The following is a 22,221-nucleotide window of genomic DNA, read 5'->3' as shown; positions in this document are numbered from 1 at the left end:
ATGATGCGTCATCCTGAAGACCCGAACGCTCCACGTCTCTCGCTCGTCCGCCGCTCGCGCCTGTCGGCGCTGGTCGCATCCCTCGTCGTCGCCCTGCTGAGCATCGCCGGCCTGGCCGCGCCCGCACAGGCGGCGGACCTGGAGACGGACGTCTCCACGATCGTCAACCGCTTGCAGGACTACTATCTGAGCCAGGGCGACGAGGTGCAGATCGCCAACGGCATCTATCTCGCGCAGACCTCGAACGCGCTCGACTACGTCGCATCGCAGAACGCGGACGGCTCCTGGTCGGACGTGAACTACCAGGACACGACGAGCTCGGCGAACGGCAAGACCTGGGATGCGTACAAGGCGCTCTACCGGATGGTCGCGATCGCTCAGGCGTACCGCGACCCATCGGCGAAGGGCCACGGAGACGCGAAGCTGATCGACGCGGAGCAGCGGGCGCTCGCGTACTGGGACGCGGTGAATCCGGGGAACACCAACTGGTGGGAGACCGAGATCGGCGAGTCCATCGCCATGGGCCGCATCTCCATCTTCGTCGGGGACGCGCTGAGCCCTGATGCGGCGGCGCTGGCGATCAAGCACAACCAGGGCAAGCTCGATCCGGCGGGCGCGAACGGCGCCTGGCGCACCTCCGACTACCTCTACAAGGCCCTCGCCACCCGGGATGCCGCCGCGATCACCGCGGGCTTCGCCACGATGGTGCAGACGGTGGCGGTGGACGACTCCGGCACCGTGCAGGAGGCCGTGCAGCCGGATGCGACGTTCTGGGCGCACGGCGCGCAGCTCTACAGCGAGGGCTACGGCATGGCGCTGTTCACGATGGTGGCGATGTGGGCGGACTCCGCCCGTGGCACGAGCCTGGCCTTCACCCGCGACCAGCTGGACACGATCGCGTTCTACATCGTCGACGGCACCCGCTGGCTGATCCGCGGCGAGATCGAGATGCTGTACCTCCTCTACCGTCCGGCCACGACCGTCGACGGCGTGACGAGCTACGCGGCCGTCTTCCTGGATCCACTGGACAGGATGGCGCGCACCGACCCGCTCTACGCGACCGCCTACCGCCAGATGGCGGACAACATCCGGGGCAAGACCGCCGGGAACGGCGCGATCGGCGACACATACTTCTGGCGGTCGGAGTTCTCGTCGCACCAGCGGGCGGACTACGGCATCGTGACCGGTCTGAACTCCAACCGCACCGTGGGCAGCGAGTACCGGTCCACCATCCGCAAGGACGTCGGCAACGAGGTCGTCTGGAACCGCACAGGCACCACGGCCATCCAGGTGACCAACAACGAGTACACCGACCTCGGTCCGGCATTCGACTGGTTCCACTACCCCGGCACCACCGTGCCGTACGTGAAGGAGACCACCCTCGGCAAGGACGGCCGCTCCGCCAACGGCGGGGCATTCACCGGCGGCGTCTCGGACGGCATGTACGGCGCGACGGTGGAGAGCCTGGACAGGGTCGGCACCCAGGCGCAGAAGAGCTACTACTACTTCGACGACGAGATGGTGGCGCTCGGCGCCGGCATCCAGTCGACGTCGGCCGCGCCCATCCACACCACGGTCAACCAGGTCGCCGCGAAGGGCAACGCGTCGGTGGACGGGCAGAAGGTCGAGTCCGGCACGGACGGCAGAGTTGTCGGCGACCCGTCGTGGGCCTACAACGACAAGGTCGGCTACGTGTTCCCGTCCGACCAGGCGGTGACCGTCTCCGACAAGACGCAGACCGGCAGCTACTACGGTGACCAGCCGGAGAGCCACGACGCGTTCTCGCTGTACTTCGACCACGGGGTGAAGCCGAGCAACGCCGGATACGAGTACATCGTGCTCCCCGCCAAGTCGGCCGCGCAGACCCAGGCGTACGCGGCGAACCCCGCCGTGAAGATCCTCCGCAACGATTCGTCGGTGCAGGCGGTCCAGCACGCCGGCCTCAAGCGGACGATGGCGACCTTCTACCGGGCCGGTTCGCTCGACCTCGGCGACGGCCGCACCCTCTCGGTGAGCCAGCCGAGCATCGTGATGCTCGACGAGTCCTCCGGGACCCCGGTGGTGAGCCTGTCGAACCCCAGCCAGCCCGGGATCCTCGTGGATGTGACCCTGAGCGGCGGAGCGTCGGCGTCCCACGGTTCCTTCGTGCTCGGCACAGGGGCGAACCTGGGCAAGACCGTCACGGAGCCGCTCGCCGCCGACGACTCGGCCGGCTCGCCGTACACCGCGAGCGGGTCGGTGGCCGGTCACGGCCCGTCGCTGACAGGCGATGGGGACGCCGCGACGACGTGGCAGTCGTCCGGCGCAGCGCCGTGGCTCCGCCAGCGGCTGACCGCCGGCTCGTACGCCATGGGCGCCGACGTCGACTGGGGAAGCGACTACGCCACCCGGTTCCTCGTCCAGACCTCGCTGGACGGCACGACCTGGACCGATCAGAAGCTCGTCCAGAACGGGACGGGCGGACACCAGCACGTCGACTTCCCGGCCACCGCGGCGAACTTCGTCCGCATCCTGCCCCTGGACGGGCCGGGCGGCGGGTCGTACTCGGTCGGGGAGTTCTCCGCCCTCTCCCGCGTCAACCTCGCCCTCGGCGCCCCCACCACGGCGTCCGACGGAACGAGTCCGGCGAGCGCGACGGACGGGAACGCGACCACCAGGTGGATCGCCGACAGGACGGGCTCACCGGATGCGTCCTGGCTGCAGGTCGACCTCGGCAGCGTGCAGAAGATCGGTGCAGCACGGTTGTTCTGGGAGGCGTCGTACGCCAGCCAGTACAAGATCCAGGTCTCGGACGACGGCCGCACCTGGCGCGACGCATACGCCACCCCGGCAGCGGGGAGCGACGGCGGCACGGACCTCGTGGCGCTGAACGCGACCGGTCGCTACGTCCGGATGCAGACGGTGAAGCGGGCGCTGACCACCTACGGGGTCTCGCTGTGGGAGTTCGAGGTGTTCGGGGACGGCGCCATCGCCGCGGCACCGACCGCCGGCGGGCGGGTGAACCTGGCCGCGGGCACGCCGACCACGGCGGACAGCGTCTACAACAACCTGGCGAACGTCCAGCCCACCGCCGCCACCGACGGCTCGAAGACCACCAAGTGGTCGTCGGCGCGGCCGACCGGCACTGCTCCGTACACCAACCGCAACTGGCTGCAGGTGGACCTCGGCGCTGTGCGGCCGGTGTCTCAAGCGGTGGTGGAGTGGGAGTCGGGCAACTCGACCGACTACCAGCTCGAGGGCTCGGTGAACGGCACCGACTGGACCCAGCTCGCCCACGTGCAGAACTCCGGCACCGCGGATCACCGTCGTGACACGACGGACTTCCCGACGGCGGAGGCGCGCTACGTCCGCGTGATCGGCTCGCCGGCGACCAAGTACGGGCTCAACATCTGGGAGTTCGAGGTCTACGGCGGCTACAGCCTGACCTGCCAGGCTCCTGTGACGGCGGACCGCGAGAGCACGGCCACGATGACGGCGAAGATCAGCCCGCTCGACGCGGGGGACTCCTTCACGGCGTACTCGCTCGACCCGTCGGTCGCGGCGGTCTCGGCCGCGCCGCAGCCCGCTGCGGACGGGACCATCGCTGTCGCCCTCACGACAGGAGTGCCAGGAAGCACCTCCATCGTGCTGGTGCACGGCGCTGGCGACGAGTTCGTCCGGTGCCCCGTCACGGTGGCGGTCGACCGGAGTGCGCTGCAGGCATTGGTCGACCGCGCCGCCGGCCTCGACAGCACGCAGTACGCCGCCGCGACCTGGGCGCCCGTTCTGCCCGCCCTGGAAGCCGCGAAGGCGACGCTCAAGGCCGCCGATGCCACCCAGGCCGCGATCGACGGCCGCGCCGCAGCGCTGAAGGCCGCGATCGACGGGCTCCGCGCCACGGCGAGCATCAGTGCGCCGGCCGTCACCGCGAAATGGGGAACCGCCGCGACCGTCACCGTCACGGTGTCGTCCCCGCTCCCGGTCAGCGGTCAGGTGACGCTGACGGAGGGGTCGAAGGATCGAGGTGTCGCGCCGCTGCGTGACGGCGTCGCCACGTTCACCCTCCCCTCTGGGCTCGCGGCAGGCGACCATACGCTGACGGCGACGTACTCCGGCAGCGACACGGTGGAGGGCGCCAGCACGACCGTCGTCGTCACGGTCACCCTCCCGGCCGCCTGGAGCAAGACCACGACGTACAAGACCGGGGACATCGTCAGCTATCGCGGGTCGGTGTATACGGCGGGATGGTCGACCAAGGGCGAGCAGCCCGGCGCGAGCAACGCCGGCGCCTGGCAGGAGCTCGCGCTGACCGAGGACGGCGCGACGGCGTGGACGGCATCCCGGGTCTTCAACGGCGGGGAAACGGTCGTCTATCAGGGCAAGACGTACCTGGCCTCCTGGTACAGCCGCTCGGATGTCCCGGGTGGGGCGACCGGCCCGTGGCAGGAGATCGCCACCGCGCCGGACGGCACGGCGCTGTGGACTCCGTCGCGCATCTTCAACGCCGGGGAGAAGGCGAGCTACAAGGGCGTCGTCTACGTCGCCAAGTGGTACTCCCGCAACCAGGCTCCTGGCTCCGCGAACGGCCCATGGGCCGTCGCCGGATAGCAGGCGCCGGCCTTCAGGCGGGAACCGGTTCGGGTCCGGTTCCCGCCCAGCGGGTCGTCCAGGAGGCGGGCAGGAGCCGCGTCACCATCTCGGACGTCGCTGCGCGAGCACGGGTCTCCAAGAGCGCCGTGTCGTTCGTCTTCAACGGACGCCGCGGCCTCAGCGAGGCGACGACGGAGCGCATCCTCCGGGCGGCGGACGACCTCGGCTGGAAGCCGAACGCGCGAGCGCGGGCGCTCTCCTTGGACCGCCCGAGGAGCGTCGGCCTGGTGGTCGGACGGCACGGGGTCAGCCCTGGCGCCTGCTCCGACCTCGCCGGGTTCATCGACGGGGTCGGCACGGCGCTCGCTGCGACGGACACCGCCCTCGTGGTCCGAGTGGTCTCATCGGCCGCGGAGGAGACGGGTGCGTACGACCGGTTCGTGCGCGAGTCGCAGGTCGACGGCATCCTGATCGTCGATCTGCGCACCTCCGACGACCGTCCGGCCGCTCTGACGGCCCTCGGTCTCCCGTTCCTCGTCGCGGAGCACGTGGTGGCGCACGCGGACGAGTGGGAGGGCACAGCCCAGGCCGTGCGCCACCTGGCCGCGGCCGGACACGAGCGCATCGCCATCGTCGCCGAGACCGGCACGCAGCGGTCGGCGCGACGGCAGAAGGCGTTCGCCGACGAATCGCGTGCGCTCGGGCTGTCCGCGCGCGTGATCGGCCTCACCGACCCGTCGCCGGCCTCTGCGCGGGCGGCCACCGACCGGCTGCTCGGGTTCAAGGCACCGCCCACCGGGATCCTCTACGACACCGGACTCCTGGCTTCGGCCGGGATGGGCGTGATCGGGCGCCGGGGGATGCGAGTGCCGGAGAGCCTCTCCGTCATCAGCCTCGACGACAGCTCGTTCGCGCTCGTGACGGAGCCCGCCATCACCAGCGTGCGACGCGACGCATACGCCTGGGGTCGGGCATGCGGCCTCCGTCTGGTCGCCCTGCTGGGCGGGGATCCCGTCGCCGAGGTCGAGCTCCCGCCCGCAGAACTCGTCGTGCGCGCCAGCACGGCGCCACCATCCACCACCATCCACGAAAGGTCCCGCTGATGCCCCGCCTCGTCGCCTTCGATCTCGACGACACCCTCGCCCCGTCCAAGTCGCCCGCCGCTCCCCGGATGATCGAGCTGCTCACCAGCCTGCTCGACGTCTCCGAGGTGTGCGTGATCTCGGGAGGGAGGTTCGAGCAGTTCCGCGACCAGCTGCTCTCCCAGCTGCCAGGGTCGGCACGGCTCGACCGGCTCCACCTCATGCCCACCTGCGGCACGCGCTACTACCGCTGGGACGGCGCGGGATGGAGACTGCAGTACGCCGAGAACCTGACCGATACGGAGCGGACGCAAACGCTAGCGACGGTCCAGGAAGAGGCGTCGCGCCTCGGGCTCTGGGAGAAGGACACCTGGGGTCCCGTGCTGGAGGATCGCGGGTCGCAGATCACGTTCTCCGGGCTCGGTCAGCTGGCGCCCATCGACAAGAAGGCCGCCTGGGACCGCGACGGGACGCGGAGGAACCTGCTCCGCGCCGCCGTCCAGTCCCGGCTTCCCGGCCTGGAGGTGCGCGCAGGAGGCTCGACGAGCATCGACATCACCCGCCACGGCGTGGACAAGGCGTACGGGATGACCAAGCTCTCGTCGCTGACCGGGATCCCCTTCTCCGACATGCTCTTCATCGGAGACCGGCTGGACCCGGACGGCAACGACTATCCCGTGATCGCGCTCGGAATCCCCACCAGGTCGGTGTCCGATCCGTCGGAGACGGCGGCCATCGTCGAAGGACTGCTCGTCACTTCGTGAGGACCGCCGCCACCTCCGGGATGCGCTCGATGTAGCCGGCGACGAGCGAGCGGGCGACGGTCACGCTGTCGACCAGGGGATGCAGGGCGAACGCCGCCACCGCCTCTTCCTTCGAGCCGGTGAGCGCCGCGGCGATGGTGTGCCGTTCCACCGACTTCACCAGCGACATCAGGCCCACCTGGTGCAGGTCGGGCTGGTCGGTGGTCAGCGGATGCACGCCGTTCGCGTCCACCAGGGTGGGCACCTCGACGACGGCGTCGTCCGGCAGCCCGTGGATGGTGCCGTTGTTGCGCACGTTGAGGATCATCGTCTGGCGCTCGTTGCGGCTGATCGCGGCCATCACGCCGAGGGCGACGCCCGCGTATCCCTGGTGCGACGGGTCCTGCTCGCGCTCCTTGACGTGGGTCGGCGCATCCTGGGTGCCGCCCTTCGCCTCGGCCATGTACGAGGCGCTGCGACGCTCGACGGTGGTGCGCCACAGCTCGGCGACGCCCTGGCCGGCGTCGGACGCCTTGGTGTAGAAGGCGCTCTGCGAGTCGGCGAGGAAGTCGCCGCGGGTCTTGCCGGACTCCCGGATCGTCTGCACGGCGTCGCGGTTGAAGTAGTAGTAGTACAGGTACTCGTTGGGCACGGAGCCGAGGTTGCGGATCCAGTCCGCCCCGAACACGTGGCCCTCCTCGAGCGCGCCGAGCAGGGCGTCGTCGGCCAGCAGCTCGGGGAGCACGTCGCGGCCGTCGTAGAGGAGGCGGCGCATCCAGCCCAGGTGGTTGAGGCCGACGTAGTCCATCTGCACGCGCGTGTGGTCGAGGCCGAGCAGGCCCGCGACACGACGGCCGAGGCCGGACGGGGTGTCGCAGATGCCGAGCACGCGGTCGCCGAGCACCGACTGCATGGCCTCGGTGATGATGCCGGCCGGGTTGGTGAAGTTCATCACGTACGCGTTGGGGGCGAGGTCCTTGATCGCCTTCGCCGCCTCGACCATCACGGGCACGGTGCGGATGGCGTACGCGAGTCCGCCAGGGCCGGTGGTCTCCTGGCCGAGGACGTTGAGGTCGAGGGCGACGTGCTCGTCGCAGCGGCGTCCCTCCAGGCCGCCGACGCGGAGGGCGGCGAAGATGAAGTCGCTGCCCTCGACGGCGCGGTGCAAGTCGGTGGTCGGCACGAGGCGCGGCGCGTCGGGGAACCCGGCGGCCAGCTCGGTGAGGATGGCGACCATCGTGTGCAGGCGGTCCTCGTCAACGTCGTAGAGGGCCACCTCTTCGACGCGCGGTGAACCGGTGTCCCGCAGGAGGGCCTGGTAGACGTACGGCGTGCGGAATCCGCCGCCTCCGAGGATGCAGAGCTTCATACGACAGTGACCTCTCCGCCGGCGTTCCGGCACAGTGCGAGCGTTTCTTCCGGAGCGCCGGTCGTGGTGACCAGCGCATCCACTTCGGTGAGGGAGCAGAGCCGCAGGGCTCCTGTCCCGGGGAACTTGGCTTCGGAGGCGAGCAGCACCACCCGGTCGGAGGCGGCGATCATCGACTGCTTGATCGGCGCCTCGACGGCCATGTTGTCCACGACGTGTCCGTTCGCCCGCACGCCCGTGCAGGAGAGGAACACGATGTCGGCGCTCACCTGGCTGAGGGCGAGCTCGGCGAGCGAGCCGACCAGGGTGCGGTAGTTGCGGCGGACGACGCCGCCGAGCAGCACCAGGCGCACGGCGTCGTCGTCGCGCAGCTCGTCGAAGACGGCGAGGCTGGAGGTGATGACGGTGATGTCCCTGCCGCGCAGGAGGCGAGCGACCAGCGGGGTGGTCGTGCCGATGTCCAGGATGATGACGCTGCCGTCGGTGACCATCGCGGCCGCCGCCTCCGCCATGCGGCGCTTGAGGTCGGCGTCCGTCGTCTCGTCGAAGGTGCCCTCCTCCGCGCTGCGGCCGTGGTCCTCCACGGTGGCGCCGGGCGTGAGGACCGCCCCGCCGTAGGTGCGGGTCAGCTCGCCGTTGCGGTCGAGCAGCTCCAGGTCTCTGCGGATGGTCGACTCGCTGACGGCCAGTGCTTCGGCCAGCTCGCGCACGGAGGCGGAGCCGTCCGTCCGCAGCGCAGACAGGATGCGGTTCTGCCGTTCGCGAAGAATCATGGTGACACTCTACTCACAGATGAGCAGAGTCGCGCAAACACGAGCAGAGAAAATACTCAGATACGCAAACTTAACAAAAGTGCGTCACGCAGGTAATGTAATCGAAACACTCGCTGCTCAAGCTTGCTGAATATCAGCGGTTCCGTCGCATAGTCACGCAAAGTCGAGCATCGAGTGTCGAACCCCGCGGATCCGCAACGAAGAGGAGAGCCCGTGATCGAACGACCGCTGCACCAGGGAGCCGAGCTCCTGTTCGCCGGCGAGATCTTCTGCGACATCGTCTTCTCCGGCGTCGACGTCCCCGCCGTGGGAGCGGAGGTCTACGCGGACGCCTTCACCATCACGGCGGGAGGCGTTGCGAACCGGGCGGTCGCTGCTGCGCGGGCCGGCGCATCCACTCTGCTGCTGTCGCGCCTCGGCGACGACCCGCTCGGCGAGCACATCCACCGGATGCTCGACGACGAGCCCGGACTCGACACACGCCTGCTCGAACGCATCGCCGACCATCAGAGCCCTGTCACCGTGTCGCTCACCACCCCGGAGGACCGCTCCTTCATCACCTACCAGGTGGAGCTCGGGCACCAGGACGTCCCTGACGACCTCGGCCCCATCGGCGCGACCCACGTCGGCGTGGCCCACGAACTGCCCGCCTGGGTCGGCCGGATGCGCGCAGCGGGCACCACGGTGGTCGGCGGCGTCGGCTGGGACGCCTCGGGAGACTGGTCGGGCGACGTGCTTCGCCGCCTCTCCGAGGTGGACGTGTTCGTGCCCAACGACGCGGAGGCGATGCAGTACACGCGCACCGACGACGCGGTGGCGGCGGCCAAAGCACTGGCGGAGCACGTGCCGCTCGCCGTCGTCACCAGGGGACCGCGCGGCGTCGTCGCCGTCGACTCCGCGGCGGGGGAGATCGTCGAGGTGGAGGCCGTGCCCGTCGCGGCCGTCGACCCGACAGGGGCGGGCGACGTCTTCGTCGCCACGTTCATGGCAGCGCTCGGCCACGACTGGGACCTGCGCACCCGCCTCCGCTTCGCGTCGCTCAGCGCGACCATCTCCGTCACCGGTCTCGGCGGCGCGGCCAGCGCGCCGCGGCCGCAGGACCTCATCGACTTCGTCGACCGTCGCAACCCGGCGGGCGATTGGTCGTTCCTCGACCGCATGCGCGTGCCCACCGGCTCGCACTGACCCATCGATCCCTCGCACCCTCGCACCCCAACCGAACGGACACTGCAATGAAGAGACACACCAGCAAGGTGGCGCTGCTCGCCGGCGCCCTCACCGCGATCGCTCTCGGACTCACCGCGTGCGCGCCGGGCGGCTCGGCGCCATCCGGAACGCAGAGCCTCGGACCGGTCTCCAAAGACTTCGGCAGCAGCAAGGTCACGCTGACCGTGTGGGATCAGAACACCGACGGCGGCATCGACGACGCGCAGAAGCAGCTGAACGCCGCCTTCACCAAGAAGTACCCCAACGTGACCATCAAGCGGGTCTCCCGGTCGTTCTCCGACCTGAAGACCACGCTCAAGCTCGCGCTCTCCGGCGACAACCCGCCGGACGTGGTCCAGGCCAACCAGGGCTACCCGGACATGGGCGCGTTCGTGAAGGCCGGGCTGCTCCGGCCCGTCGACGACTACGCCGACCTCTACAAGTGGAACGACTACTACCCGTCGAGCCTGCTCAAGCTCAACTCGTTCTCGTCCGACGGCAAGAAGTGGCAGGGCGACGACCTCTACGGCGTCTCGCAGACCGGCGAGCTCGTCGGCCTCTACTACAACAAGGCCGTGCTGCAGAAGGCGGGCATCAGCGAGGCGCCGACCTCGCTCGACGAGCTCACCGCGGACATGGCCAAGGTGAAGGCCGCCGGTTCGCTGCCGCTGGCGTACGGCGACGTGGAGAAGAGCCCCGGCATCCACCTGTACGGGTTCGCGCTGTCGGCGCTGGCCGGATCGCAGAAGGTCAACGACCTCGTCAACGGCTCCAGCGGATCGTGGACGGGCGCCGACGAGGTGAAGGCGGCCGATGTCGTGCAGGGCTGGCAGAAGTCCGGGTACATCACCCCCGGCGCCAACGGCGTCTCCCGGGATGCGGCGGTCGCCTCGTTCGGCAACGGCGACGCGGCGTTCCTCATCACCGGCACCTGGTACCTGGCGACGCTGGCCGAGGCGACGGCATCCAAGGACATCGGCTTCACCGCGCTGAAGCCCGCCGGATCGGACACGCCCGTCACGATGGGCGGAGAGGGCCTCGCCTGGGCGATCACGTCCAAGTCGAAGAACGCGAACGCGGCGGCCGCGTACATCGACTTCGTCACGGACAAGAACGCGTCCGAGGTGCTCGTGAAGACGGGCAACCTGCCGACGGTCGTGCCGAGCGGGTCCGAGCAGGCCACCGGCACGGTCACCGGCGACGTCACCGCGAACTACATCACCATCTCGAAGTCGAACGGCATCACCCCGTACCTCGACTACGCGACGCCGACGTTCTACGACACCATCACCGCGGCGGCTCAGGATCTGATCGCCGAGAAGGCGACGCCCGAGCAGTTCACGCAGACGCTGCAGGACGACTACGCCGCCTTCACGAAGAAGAACGGATGACCGTGACCGCACACAAGGACGGACAGGCGGTCGCCCCCGCCGTCCGACCGGCTGTCCGCCCGGCCGGAGCAGCGCGCTCCGGCCGGGCGGGGCGACGCAGGAAGCGCAGCCTGGTCGCATACCTCTATGTGCTGCCCGCGTTCCTCGTGTTCGCGGTCTTCCTCGGCTGGCCGTTCATCCAGACCGTCCAGTACTCGTTCTACGACTGGGACGGCCTCTCGCCCGCCACCTGGGCCGGGTTCGCGAACTACGTCTCGGTGTTCACCGACACGGCGCTGCGCGGCGCGTTCGGGCACGCGCTCATCCTGATGGTGTTCTACGCCGTGATCCCCGTGGTGCTCGCACTGTTCCTCACCGCCCTCATCTCCCGCGCCAACGCCCTGCGCGGGATGAGCGCCTTCCGCACCGTCCTGTTCCTCCCGCAGGTGATCGCCTCGGTCGTGGTCGCGACGATCTGGGTCTCGATCTACTCGCAGGACGGCCTGGTCAACGAGACCCTGCGGTTCCTCGGCCTCGACGGGCTCGCCAGGGTCTGGCTCGGCGACTACGCGTTCGCGCTCCCCGCGATCGGGTTCGTCGGCACCTGGCTCAACATCGGCCTGTGCCTCGTGCTGTTCCTCTCCGGCGTCGGCAACATCCAGCCGGAGCTGTTCGAGGCGGCGCGGCTCGACGGAGCGGGGGCGGCGCGCGAGTTCTTCTCCATCACGCTCCCCGCGCTGCGTGGCCAGATCGCCGTGGCGCTCACCCTCACCATCGTCTCGGCGCTGAAGACCTTCGACCTCGTCTACGTGACGACGGGAGGCGGCCCTGGCACCTCGACCACCGTGCCGGCGTACGAGGCGTACAACCGGGCGTTCAACACGGGACAGGTCGGCTCGGCCGCCGCCGTGGCCATCGCTCTGACGCTCGTGATCATGGTCGTCACCGCCCTGATCAGCCGGATCCAGCCGAAGGACGTGCAATGAGGCTCACCCGCCGCGAGAAGATCGTCGACTACATCGTCCTCTCCCTCTTCGCCCTGTTCGCCGTCATCCCGCTGGTCGGGGTGCTGTTCTCCGCGGTCACGCCGTCGGCGGACAACCAGGGCGGCTTCGCCCTTCCGACGAAGATCGACCTCGGCAACTTCGCCACGGCGTGGACCGAGGGGCACTTCGCCACGTACATGTTCTCGAGCATCGTGGTCACGCTCGGGGTGATCGTCCTCACCACCGTGCTGTCCGTGCTCGCCGGGTTCGCCTTCGCCCGCCTCGACTTCGCCGGCTCCGGCATCATCTTCTTCGTGATGCTCGCGGGGCTCATGCTGCCCGCGGAGGCGTTCATCATCCCGCTGTACTTCAACCTGCGCAGCGTCGGCCTCACCGACTCGTACCAGAGCCTCATCCTGCCGCAGACCGCGCAGTCGCTCGCGTTCGGCATCTTCTGGATGCGCAACCAGTTCCGCGCCTTCCCCGGCGAGATCATCGAGGCGGCCCGCATCGACGGCGCCCGCGACCTGCGCGTGCTCTGGCAGGTGATCGTGCCGCCGTCGCTCGCCCCCATCATGACGATGTGCGTGCTGGTCGCCATGTGGACCTGGAACGAGTTCCTGATGCCCCTCGTCCTCATCACCAGCGAGGACCGCAGGACGGCGCCGCTCGGCCTCGCATTCTTCAAGGGCGAGCATCTCACCGACTACTCGCTCCTGAGCGCGGCGGGCATCATCGTCGCCATCCCCATCGTCGTCCTGTACTTCTTCCTCCAGAAGCGCTTCATCTCCGGGATGCTCGGCGGCATCTCCGCGAAATGACGCCGCTATAGACGACAAAACCTCACCCGGAGTAGTGTTCGCCCGTCACCAACGATGGGGTGGGCACCATGACGGACAGCGCGACGGCCGGCGGCGCCGACGGGAAGCCGAAGCCGAACCACATCCTGGAGCTGCGGATCCACGGGATCAAGAACACGCCGCCGGCAGAGATGCTGGGCGTCGACAAGTCCGATCTGCGGCAGTACCAGGGCGACGAGAACGGCGGCTTCTGGCTGGCGACGCGCCTGCCGGAGCCCGACCCTGACGACGACACCCCGAATCCAGCCGTGCCTCCGCCGGATGTGCGCCGCGAGGCGTACTCGTGGGGCGCGATGGCGCGCTACGGCGGAGGCGCCCTCGTCATCATCGGGCAGTTCTTCGTGCAGATCGCGTGGCTCCTGCTGCTGCCGTTCGGGCTGACGAACAGCGCCTACTGGACCAGGCGCATCCCGAATCAGAACGCGGGCGGCGAGTGGCGGGGCGGCGTGGGGGTGACCTCGCTGCGGGTGTTCGCGCTGGGGCTGACCCTGCTCTACGTGTGCGCCCTCGGCTCGGTGAGTCTCGACCTGATCGGCACCCAGTGTCTCGGCGGGGCCGCCTGTCCCGCCCTGCCCTCCGGCGTGCTCGACTTCCTCACGTCCGGCTTCCTGGCCGAGCGCGGTCGTCAGCTGGCGGTGCTATCGCTGGTGCCGATCGGTGGGGTGATCGTGCTCTACCTCGTCTCGCACAGCGCGCGCACCCGCTACGAGGCCGGCATCTTCAACACCGTGCGCCGGATGCGGAACGCCGACACCCCGATGCGCGCCACCGAGCGGCGCCCGCTCAGCGTCGAGGGCTTCTGGCAGCAGTCCCGCGTCGGATCGCCGACGGAATGGCTCCACCTGTCCGGCGCGTTCTGCCTGATCGCGCTGCTGCTGGTCTGGGACCGCGTCTTCGCCGGTGCGCCCGGCTGCGGCGAGCTGCAGTCGTTCGGGCCGAGTGGATGCGTCGCCCGCCTCCTCGGCCCGGGCGGAGACCTCTGGTACTTCACGGCGGCGGGCGTCGTCGCCGCGGCGGGCATCGTCTGGATCGTGGTCCGCATCGTCCGCTCGTCGGACACGGTCAACCACTCGGGGGAACGGCTCGCCGCCTTCCTCCGCGACGAGCAGCGCCGCCGCGAGACGGTCGCCGCGGTCACCCTCGCCGCCTCGGTGGTCCTCTACCTGCTCGTCCTGGTCGCGCTGTTCGTCAACGGCGCGTACCACCGGTCGCCGTCGTTCGCGTTCCTCGGCCTGGTCTCCGCGCCGTCGATCATCCTGGGCGTGCTGGTCGCCATCTGCATCTCGGCGCTCGGCTGGCGCCGCGGCGTTCCGCACGTGCTCTCCATCGCGCTGATGACGGTCTCCGGGCTCACCTTCCTCATCGGGGTGTCGATGAACCCGGCGCGGCTCGGCGGTCAGCCCGGCGCGTTCCAGTGGGTGTACTACCTCGTGGCCGCGCTGTTCTTGGCGGCGCAGCTCGTGCTCGTGGGGGTGTGGCCGCGCATCCACGGCACCAGGGACCGGTACCGCACGGAAGGCTGGGCCGGGATGGGTCCAGGGGTGTGGATGCTGCTGTCGCTCGGGGCGGCGATGCTGCTGTCCACGCTGCTCGTCCTCGGCGTGCAGAGCTGGCTCGGCAGTGGCACGCCGGCTTGCGGCTGCGCCGCCCCGGTCGGCCGCGCGCTCGACGCCCCGATCGCGTTCAGCAACTTCGGCGACGTCGTGCCGCTGATCGCGGTGCTGCTGCTGCTCTTCGTCGCCGGCATCGTGGTGCTCAGGATGCTGTGGGTGCCCAAGCTGACCACCCCGCCGACCCCGGGAGGCTCCCGCCCGCTGCTCGAGCCGGTGGAGGAGTACAAGGACGGCGTCATCGAGCGCGGACGGACGACGGACCGGCTCGCCATGCGGATGTTGCGCGCCCGACGGTTCGCCGCCCTCTTCCACCGCGGAGAGCCGATCCTCGGCGTGCTCGCCGGGCTGTTCGCTGTGGGGTTCGTGGCGGCGCTCGCCGTGTCGAAGACCCAGTTCTTCGCCTGGATCGACGGCTTCGTCGCCCCGGCGCTCGGGCTGATCGCGGTGAGCGCTGTCGTGCTCATCGCCGAGAACGCGATCACCACCAAGGAGCGCCCCATCGGGGTGATGTGGGATCTGATGTGCTTCCTCCCGCGCGCAGGGCATCCGTTCGGGCCGCCCTGCTACGCCGAGCGGGTCGTGCCGGAGCTGCGCGACCGCGTCGTCGACTGGCTCACCCACGATCTGAAGCCGCCGCCCGGTCTGAGCATCGCGGAGCAGCTGGCGTGGAAGGAGCAGCAGGAGGAGGATGCGCTCAGCCATGAGCGGCCGTTCAGCGTGATCCTGAGCGCGCACAGTCTCGGCGCCGTGCTCGCGGTCTCCTGCCTGTTCACCTTGCGGCCCTCCCAGCAGGATCAGCTCCGCAACGTCGGCCTGCTCACATACGGCACGCAGCTCCGCACGTACTTCGGCCGCTTCTTCCCCGAACTGTTCGGACCGGGACCGCTCGGGACGCCGACCCAGCTCACGCCGTCCCTGCGCCGCGCGGACCCCTGGTTCACGCAGGTGCAGGCCGACCACGGCGGCACCGACGTCCCTCCTCCGCCGGCGGACACGGCGGACCCGACCCTCGTCGGCCTGCTCACCCAGCCGAACGGCGAGATCGCCTGGTTCAACCTCTGGCGGCGCACCGACTACCTCGGCTTCCCGGTCTTCAGCCACCGCGCCAACCCCGTCGACGGCGGTGCGGACGAGTTCGGTCCCCCGCGCTACCTCGTCAAGGTCGCCACCCACCCCGACTACCAGTCCACCCCTCAGTACATCGCCAACCTCACCCGCATGATCACCCTCCTCTCCCGCCCCCGCAAATAATCGAGTCCGAAGCTATTCACGCGACACGCCGCATCCACCCGTGAACAACGTCGGACTCGATTTTCAGGAAACCGAGCGGTGTATGGTATTCGCACACAGGCAGATCACTTCGAAGGAGAATCATGGGTCGGCTGGCACGCGCGTCCGCGTTGAACACCGAAGAGAAGGCTGCGCTGACGAGCGGCGCGAGTTTCTGGGAGACCGAGGGCATCGACCGGGTGGGCATCCCGTCGATCTACCTCACCGACGGTCCGCACGGTGTGCGCAAGCAGGCCCAGGGAGGGGACCACCTCGGCATCGGCGACAGCGTCCCGGCCACCTGCTTCCCGCCCGCCGTCGCCCTCGGCTCGTCGTGGGACGCCGAACTGCTCGAGCGCGTCGGCGCCGCCCTCGGCGAGGAAGCGAAGGCGGAGGGTGTCGGCGTGCTGCTCGGCCCCGGCATCAACATCAAGCGGTCTCCTCTCTGCGGCCGCAACTTCGAGTACCTGTCGGAAGACCCCATCCTGAGCGGGCGGCTCGGCGCATCCCTGGTCCGCGGCCTGCAGTCGCAGGGCGTCGGCGCCTCGCTGAAGCACTTCGCCGCCAACAACCAGGAGACCGACCGGCTGCGCGTGAGCGCCGACGTGGACGAGCGCCCGCTGCGCGAGATCTACCTCCGCGGCTTCCAGCACGTCGTGCAGCACGCGGCCCCGTGGACCGTGATGTGCTCGTACAACCGCATCAACGGCGTCTACGCCAGCGAGGACCCGTGGCTGCTCACGCGCGTGCTCCGCGACGAGTGGGGCTTCGACGGCGTCGTCGTCTCCGACTGGGGCGCCGTCAACAACCGGGTGGATGCGCTGGTCGCCGGCCTCGACCTGGAGATGCCGTCGAGCGACGGCGTCACAGACGCGCAGCTCGTCGCCGCCGTGCGGGACGGCTCCCTGGAGGAGTCGGTGCTCGACACCGCCGCCGAGCGCGTGATCGACCTCGTGCAGAAGGCCGTCGACAACGCAGACGCGTCCGCGACGTACGACCGGGATGCGCACCACGCGCTCGCCCGCGAGGTGGCCGCCCGCAGCGTGGTGCTCCTGAAGAACGACGGGGTGCTCCCGCTCGCATCCGCATCCGGCCGCAGCATCGCCGTGATCGGCGAGTTCGCGCGCACTCCGCGCTACCAGGGCGCCGGTTCGTCGCAGATCGTGCCCACCAGGCTCGACAACGCACTCGACGAGATCCGCGCGCTGGCGGGCGAGAGCGCTGTGACCTTCTCAGCCGGTTACACGTTGGGCGACGCCGACTCCGACGCCGCTGCTCTCACCGCCGAGGCCGTCGCCGCCGCACAGGCGGCAGACGACGTGCTGGTCTTCCTCGGTCTGCCGGGCGAGGACGAGTCGGAGGGCTTCGACCGCGAGCACCTCGAACTTCCGGCAGCGCAGACCGCCCTCCTGGATGCGGTCATCGCGACCGGCGCGCGCGTCACGGTGGTCCTCTCCAACGGTGGCGTCGTCCGCGTCTCCGGATGGGCGGACAGGGTTGCGGCGATCGTCGAGGGCTGGCTGCTCGGACAGGCGGGCGGCGGCGCCATCGCCGACGTGCTGTTCGGCGTGGTCAACCCGTCCGGGCGTCTGGCGGAGAGCATCCCGCTGCGGCTGGAGGACACGGCCTCGTACCTCAACTTCCCCGGCGAGAAGGGGCACGTCCGCTACGGCGAGGGCCTGTTCGTCGGCTACCGCGACTTCGACGCGCGGGATGCGGAGGTCAGCTTCCCGTTCGGCCACGGCCTCTCGTACACGGAGTTCGCGTTCTCCGGTCTCGCCGTCTCCGGCGACGCCGACGGCATCGAGGTATCGCTGGACGTCGCGAATACGGGGGAGCGGGACGGTCGCGAGATCGTGCAGGTCTACGTGTCCGTGCCGGGCTCGTCGGTGCAGCGCCCGGTGCGCGAGCTCAAGGGCTTCGCGAACGTGGCGGTGGCGGCGGGCGCGTCCGAGCGCGTGACCGTGCGCATCCCGAGCGAGGATCTGGCCGTCTACGACACGGCGCAGGAGCGCTGGGTGGTCGAGGGCGGCGAGTACGAGGTGACGGTCGGTGCGTCGTCGCGCGACCTGCGCGGCAGCGCGACTGTGGCACTGGCGGGCGACGCCGGGCTGCCGCTGCTGGCCTTCGACTCGACGCTGGGCGAGTGGCTGGCGCATCCGGTCGGCGGGCAGGTCCTGATGGGCGCGCTCGCGCAGTCCGGGGGCGGAGCCGTCGCGGGGATGCTCGACGATCCTGGCCTGCGCCGCATGGCGGAGTCGATGCCGCTCAACCGGGTGGCCGCGTTCCCCGGCAGCCCGGTCACGGCCGAGCAGATCCACCAGCTGGTGGCGGCGGCGAACGCGGCGACGGCGGCCGCAGCGAACGCCCCGGCGAGCGTGCCCGCGTAACGTACACCGCTGCCGGACCGGCCTGAACCCCCTTGCGAGAGCGAGGGGGTTCGGCGTTTGCTGGGGCTGAACCGGAGCGAGAGGAGCATCGGATGAGCGACACCAGCGGACTGCCGAACACCACGAGCGAGGGCGTGCCTGCGGAGGATGACCCGACGCGTTTCGAGGGCGGTGACGGCGCAGCTCGCGACGCGCGGTCGGCCGAGCCTGCGGAGACCGCCGACGCACCGGATGCGGACACCGGCGCTCAGGCCGAGCCGGACCTGACCACGGGCGACGCCGCCTCCACCGGCGCGGAGGGTGCGGAGCCGCCGCCCGCCGAGCTCGACCCGGCGCAGAACCCGTCCAACCCCGACCTCGTCGACACCACGGAGGCTCCTGACTAGCCGTCCCGATCGACGTGGAAGCCCCGCTGGCCCCCGACAGGGTCAGCGGGGCAGTCGTGTCCAGCGGTGGATGCACACCGCGCCGGCGACACCGAGCGCAGCGGCACAGACGGCACCGGCGACGAGCAGCCCCACCGCCGTCCGGCTCAGCCCGGTGTCGGCGGCGAACGTGCCGCGTGACGCCGCGACGACGAACGCAGCGGAGAACAGCACGAGCAGGAAGCTGGCGAGATAGCCCGTCAGCGCGTCGCTTCGTGCGCGGAAACGCATTCCGCGGTCGGTCACGGTCGGCCTCCCTCAGTGGTCGCAGTCGTGGGTGGGGCCCGACCGGCCCCACCCACGGGGGACGCCGTCACCCGGTTCGGGCGTCCGAGAGACCGCAGAGGCGAGCACCTCGCGCGATGGGATGTCTCTCACGAGAGGAGACGGCGAACTGCCTGGATCCTGACGCGAGACGTGCGAAAAACTCAGCGAGGGGGCTGGCGGGACACGAACATCCACGCGGCGCCGACGGCCACGCCGACGATGAGGAGGGCGATCCCGGTGACCAGCACGGGCGCTGTGCCGCCGACGCGCGGAAGCAGCAGGCCGAGGGCGAACGCGACGACGCCGACGTTGATGAGCACCGCGGCGAGCCAGCCGAGGGTCGTGCGCAACGTCGCCTTCACGCTCGTATCGTAAGCCAGGACTGCTCCGCAGGGCCGGGGCGCGCGCATCCGGTCGCTGGGGATGAGCGGGAGGAGCGCCGGATCAGGCCTCGCCCTGGTTGCCGGTGGCGCCCGGCGCCGGCTCCAGCGCCTCGTTGATGAGCGACGCGACCAGCATCTTCCAGTCGGATCCCTCGTGCAGCGTCTCCACGTGCCCAGGCGGGATGGCGCCGAACACCGGCTCGTGCTCCTCGCCCTCCCTGGCGACCCGCACCAGCACGCCCAGCTCGGCGTGGGACTCGTCCAGCACCACCCAGCGGCCGGGGGCCTGCTTCTCGACGTGGAAGATGCGGCTGCGATACGGGAATCGCACACTGGACATTTCGAGTTCGCTGGCGGACATAGCGTGCCCCTCTCGTCGGATGCTCGTTAGGCAGCATCCAACGCCCGCGCGGCCCACTGCGCAACCATTTTCCTGCCGCGGACCTAGGTTGGACCCATGAGCGACTCCGTGCACAACCTCGACGACGCCATCGCCTCCATCGCCGAGCACTGGCAACCGCACCGCCTGACGAGCGTCAACGACTACGACGTGAAGGTCGTGAAGCTGCTCGGCGAGTTCGTCTGGCACACGCATCCGGAGACCGACGAGCTGTTCCTGGTGCTGTCCGGGCGGCTCACCATCCAGCTGCGCGACGGGGATGTGCACCTCGGCCCGAACGACGTGTTCGTCGTGCCGCGCGGGGTCGAGCACTGCCCGCTCGCCGAGGAAGAGGTGCGGGCCGTGCTGTTCGAGCCGAAGGGCACGGTCAACACCGGGGATGTGGGCGGCGAGCGGACGAGCCAGCTGCGCGAACTGCCGGACGCGTAGACGCCGGATGCGCAGACGCCGGATGCGCAGACGCCGGATGCGCAGCCCGGGCCGCGCCGCGGCTAGAGGCCGCCGGTCACCCGGATGGTCGTGCCGGTCGCGTAGGACGCATCCGGCGACAGCAGCCAGGCCACGGCACCCGCGATCTCTTCCGGCTGCCCTCCGCGACCGAGCGGGACCGTCGGCGCCACGATGTCCGGGCGGTCGGGCTCGGGATGGAAGTCGGTCCAGATCGTGCCGGGGGCGACGCCGTTGACGCGGATGCCGAGCGCGGCGACCTCCTTCGAGAGGCCGACGGTGACCGCATCCACTGCCGCCTTCGCCGCCGCGTAGTGCACGTAGCGGCCGGGGCTGCCGAGGTAGGCGGACGCGGAGGAGATGTTGACGATGGCGCCGCCGCTCGCGCCGGGAGCGCTCATAGCGCGCACGGCGTGCTTCGCGCAGATCAGTACGCCCACCAGGTCGACGTCGATGTCGCGGCGCACGGCCGCGATGTCGGCCTCGGCGAGCGGGCCGAACGCGCTGGCCGACCCCGCGTTGTTGACCAGTCCCGTCACCGGGCCCAGTTCGGCCGCCGCCGCGAACACGGCCTCGACCTGGGCTTCGTCGGTGGTGTCGACGGCGCAGACGATCGCGCGCCTGCCCGCTGCGCGCACGTCGGCCGCGACCGCTTCCGCGGATTCCACGTCTGTGCGATAGCAGACGACGATGTCGTGACCGTCCGCGGCGAGACGGCGGCTGATCGCCGCCCCGATGCCGCGGCCTGCACCTGTGACGATGGTGAGAGGCATGACCTCAGACTATGGCGTCCAGGTTCTTCAGCAGCTGCGCCGGATCCTCGAACACCGCGAACGCCCCGGCGTCGGTCAGCTCGCGCTCGCCGACACCGCCGCTGAGCACCCCGACCGAGCGCAGGTGCGCCCGCGCCGCCGCCTTCAGATCCCAGACGGAGTCGCCGACCATGATCGCGTCGGACGGCGTCGCGCCCGCCCGTTCGAGCGCCACGTTCAGGATGCCGGGGTCCGGCTTGGCCGTCTCGACGTCGTCGGCGGAGGTGGTGGCGTGGATCGCATCCGGAGCGTCGATGGCGTCGAGCAGCAGGTCGAGCTCGTCGTCCGGCGCCGAGGTGGCCAGCACCACGGCGATGCCGCGGGACGCGATGGCGCGCAGCAGCTCGGGCACCTGGTCGAAGGCGCGCAGCCGCGGCGCGAGCTCGCGGTAGTAGCGGGAGTGCAGGTCGGAGGCTCTGCTCATCCACTCGTCGTCGTGGTCGCCGGCGACCGCGCGCAGCAGCCGGTCGGAGTCCTGGCCGATCGCACGGTGGATGCGCCACGCGTCGGTCGGGGAGCCCAGCTCGGCGAGCGCGCGCTGCCAGGCGTCGACGTGCAGGAAGTTGGAGTCGACGAGCGTTCCGTCGACGTCGAAGAGCACAGCGGTGACCGTCATGCTTCCTGTCTACTCGCTGAGCGCGGGGAGGCAAGGGGCGCGGCTCGGAGCGCCGGGTCAGGCGGCCAGACGCTCCCTGGCGGTGCGCAGCCGTTTCGACAGCCCACGGACGGCGTCGACGGGCAGTGCGTCGAGGTCGAACCACTCGACAGCGTCGCTCTCCTCGTTGGCGCTGGGCACCGCATCCCGTGGCGCCTCGGCGGCGAACAGCAGGTCGAGGTGGATGTCGCAGCCGCCGAACCGTTCGCCCAGCTGCTGCGCTTGCAGGTCGATGGCCTCGGTGGACAGCATCCGGAACGACTCGAGCCCGCTCTCCTCCGTCACTTCGCGCGCCGCAGCGGCGGCCATGTCCGTGTCGCCCGGTTCGAGGTGGCCGCCGAACTGTACCCAGAACCGCCCTTTGCGGTGGAACGCGAGCAGCACCCGCGTTCGCGAGGGATCGAACACGACGCAGCTCGCCGTGACGTGCGCCGGGCCGCCCTTGAACAGCAGCTCCTCGCCCCCGTGGATGCGTTCGGCCACCGACGCGAAAAGCGTCCGCTCCGGCCGCCCGAACCACTGCGGCGCTGTCGTGAAGAACTCGCTGGCGGTCTCGCGGTCCACGGTCCTCCTCGGTGGCGGCGGGTCTCGGTTCCTACGAG

Annotated in this window: 19 protein-coding genes; 11 read left to right on the top strand and 8 right to left on the bottom strand. The window is 70.2% G+C overall.

What is annotated here, in order from left to right; all coding sequences use genetic code 11:
- The 3 genes from B7438_RS00270 to B7438_RS00260 are packed head-to-tail and all read left to right on the top strand — an operon-like array spanning position 1 to position 6,415.
- Positions 1-4,587 carry a polysaccharide lyase family 8 super-sandwich domain-containing protein gene (locus B7438_RS00270; RefSeq protein WP_085367346.1) on the top strand — a complete coding sequence of 1,529 codons (4,587 nt, stop codon included), beginning with the start codon at positions 1-3 and terminating at the stop codon, positions 4,585-4,587.
- Positions 4,569-5,672, top strand: a complete 1,104-nt coding sequence (locus tag B7438_RS00265; protein ID WP_085367345.1) for a LacI family DNA-binding transcriptional regulator — start codon at positions 4,569-4,571, stop codon at positions 5,670-5,672. Before B7438_RS00270 ends, B7438_RS00265 begins: the two co-directional genes overlap by 19 nt.
- On the top strand, positions 5,672-6,415 hold the full coding sequence (locus B7438_RS00260) for an HAD-IIB family hydrolase (RefSeq protein WP_085367344.1): 744 nt from the start codon (positions 5,672-5,674) through the stop codon (positions 6,413-6,415). Before B7438_RS00265 ends, B7438_RS00260 begins: the two co-directional genes overlap by 1 nt.
- On the opposite strand, the gene B7438_RS00255 is transcribed toward B7438_RS00260, so the two are convergent.
- Both B7438_RS00255 and B7438_RS00250 read right to left on the bottom strand, forming a co-directional pair.
- A complete protein-coding gene (locus B7438_RS00255; protein ID WP_085367343.1) occupies positions 6,405-7,763 on the bottom strand; it encodes a 6-phospho-beta-glucosidase in 1,359 nt (452 codons plus the stop codon). The two genes, B7438_RS00260 and B7438_RS00255, sit on opposite strands and share 11 nt — an antisense overlap.
- Positions 7,760-8,536, bottom strand: coding sequence for a DeoR/GlpR family DNA-binding transcription regulator (locus tag B7438_RS00250; protein WP_085367342.1), 777 nt, complete (start codon positions 8,534-8,536; stop codon positions 7,760-7,762). Before B7438_RS00250 ends, B7438_RS00255 begins: the two co-directional genes overlap by 4 nt.
- A 213-nt stretch (positions 8,537-8,749) precedes the next feature.
- Between B7438_RS00250 and B7438_RS00245 the strand changes: the two genes are divergently transcribed.
- From B7438_RS00245 to B7438_RS00215, 7 genes are all read left to right on the top strand, one after another.
- Positions 8,750-9,721 carry a carbohydrate kinase family protein gene (locus B7438_RS00245; protein ID WP_179150688.1) on the top strand — a complete coding sequence of 324 codons (972 nt, stop codon included), beginning with the start codon at positions 8,750-8,752 and terminating at the stop codon, positions 9,719-9,721.
- A gap of 47 nt (positions 9,722-9,768) precedes the next feature.
- Positions 9,769-11,133, top strand: a complete 1,365-nt coding sequence (locus B7438_RS00240) for an extracellular solute-binding protein (RefSeq protein ID WP_085367340.1) — start codon at positions 9,769-9,771, stop codon at positions 11,131-11,133.
- Positions 11,130-12,098, top strand: coding sequence for a carbohydrate ABC transporter permease (locus B7438_RS00235; protein WP_085367339.1), 969 nt, complete (start codon positions 11,130-11,132; stop codon positions 12,096-12,098). The genes B7438_RS00240 and B7438_RS00235 overlap by 4 nt, the downstream gene beginning before the upstream one ends.
- The gene (locus B7438_RS00230) at positions 12,095-12,919 is read left to right on the top strand and encodes a carbohydrate ABC transporter permease (RefSeq protein WP_085367338.1); all 825 of its coding nucleotides are present in this window, start codon (positions 12,095-12,097) and stop codon (positions 12,917-12,919) included. Before B7438_RS00235 ends, B7438_RS00230 begins: the two co-directional genes overlap by 4 nt.
- A 68-nt stretch (positions 12,920-12,987) precedes the next feature.
- Positions 12,988-15,822 (top strand): hypothetical protein, encoded by a 2,835-nt coding sequence (locus B7438_RS00225; RefSeq protein ID WP_143465478.1) that lies wholly within the window; start codon positions 12,988-12,990, stop codon positions 15,820-15,822.
- Between the two features lie 122 nt (positions 15,823-15,944).
- Positions 15,945-18,230, top strand: a complete 2,286-nt coding sequence (locus tag B7438_RS00220; RefSeq protein ID WP_085367336.1) for a glycoside hydrolase family 3 C-terminal domain-containing protein — start codon at positions 15,945-15,947, stop codon at positions 18,228-18,230.
- A 92-nt stretch (positions 18,231-18,322) separates the two neighbouring features.
- Positions 18,323-18,616 carry a hypothetical protein gene (locus tag B7438_RS00215; RefSeq protein ID WP_085367335.1) on the top strand — a complete coding sequence of 98 codons (294 nt, stop codon included), beginning with the start codon at positions 18,323-18,325 and terminating at the stop codon, positions 18,614-18,616.
- A gap of 42 nt (positions 18,617-18,658) precedes the next feature.
- On the opposite strand, the gene B7438_RS00210 is transcribed toward B7438_RS00215, so the two are convergent.
- The 3 genes from B7438_RS00210 to B7438_RS00200 all read right to left on the bottom strand — a co-directional run bounded on the left by B7438_RS00210 (position 18,659) and on the right by B7438_RS00200 (position 19,666).
- Entirely contained in the window at positions 18,659-18,901 is a 243-nt protein-coding gene (locus tag B7438_RS00210) for a hypothetical protein (protein ID WP_085367334.1), read from the bottom strand.
- Between the two features lie 182 nt (positions 18,902-19,083).
- Positions 19,084-19,284: a hypothetical protein gene (locus tag B7438_RS00205; RefSeq protein ID WP_085367333.1), complete on the bottom strand. Its 201-nt coding sequence runs from the start codon at positions 19,282-19,284 to the stop codon at positions 19,084-19,086.
- 82 nt (positions 19,285-19,366) lie between these two features.
- Positions 19,367-19,666, bottom strand: a complete 300-nt coding sequence (locus B7438_RS00200) for a hypothetical protein (protein ID WP_085367332.1) — start codon at positions 19,664-19,666, stop codon at positions 19,367-19,369.
- Between the two features lie 96 nt (positions 19,667-19,762).
- On the opposite strand from B7438_RS00200, the gene B7438_RS00195 reads away from it, so the two are divergent.
- Positions 19,763-20,134, top strand: coding sequence for a cupin domain-containing protein (locus tag B7438_RS00195; protein ID WP_085367331.1), 372 nt, complete (start codon positions 19,763-19,765; stop codon positions 20,132-20,134).
- 62 nt (positions 20,135-20,196) lie between these two features.
- On the opposite strand, the gene B7438_RS00190 is transcribed toward B7438_RS00195, so the two are convergent.
- The 3 genes from B7438_RS00190 to B7438_RS00180 are packed head-to-tail and all read right to left on the bottom strand — an operon-like array spanning position 20,197 to position 22,183.
- Positions 20,197-20,925 (bottom strand): SDR family NAD(P)-dependent oxidoreductase, encoded by a 729-nt coding sequence (locus tag B7438_RS00190; RefSeq protein WP_085367330.1) that lies wholly within the window; start codon positions 20,923-20,925, stop codon positions 20,197-20,199.
- A 4-nt stretch (positions 20,926-20,929) separates the two neighbouring features.
- Entirely contained in the window at positions 20,930-21,580 is a 651-nt protein-coding gene (locus B7438_RS00185) for an HAD family hydrolase (protein WP_085367329.1), read from the bottom strand.
- 57 nt (positions 21,581-21,637) lie between these two features.
- Positions 21,638-22,183, bottom strand: coding sequence for an NUDIX hydrolase (locus B7438_RS00180; RefSeq protein ID WP_179150687.1), 546 nt, complete (start codon positions 22,181-22,183; stop codon positions 21,638-21,640).
- Positions 22,184-22,221 lie beyond the last annotated feature (38 nt).

The organism is Leifsonia sp. NCR5 (assembly GCF_002105485.1).
GTDB lineage: Bacteria > Actinomycetota > Actinomycetes > Actinomycetales > Microbacteriaceae > Leifsonia.
The sequence above is the reverse complement of the archived record's forward strand: the minus strand, read 5'-3'. Positions and strand labels throughout refer to the sequence as shown.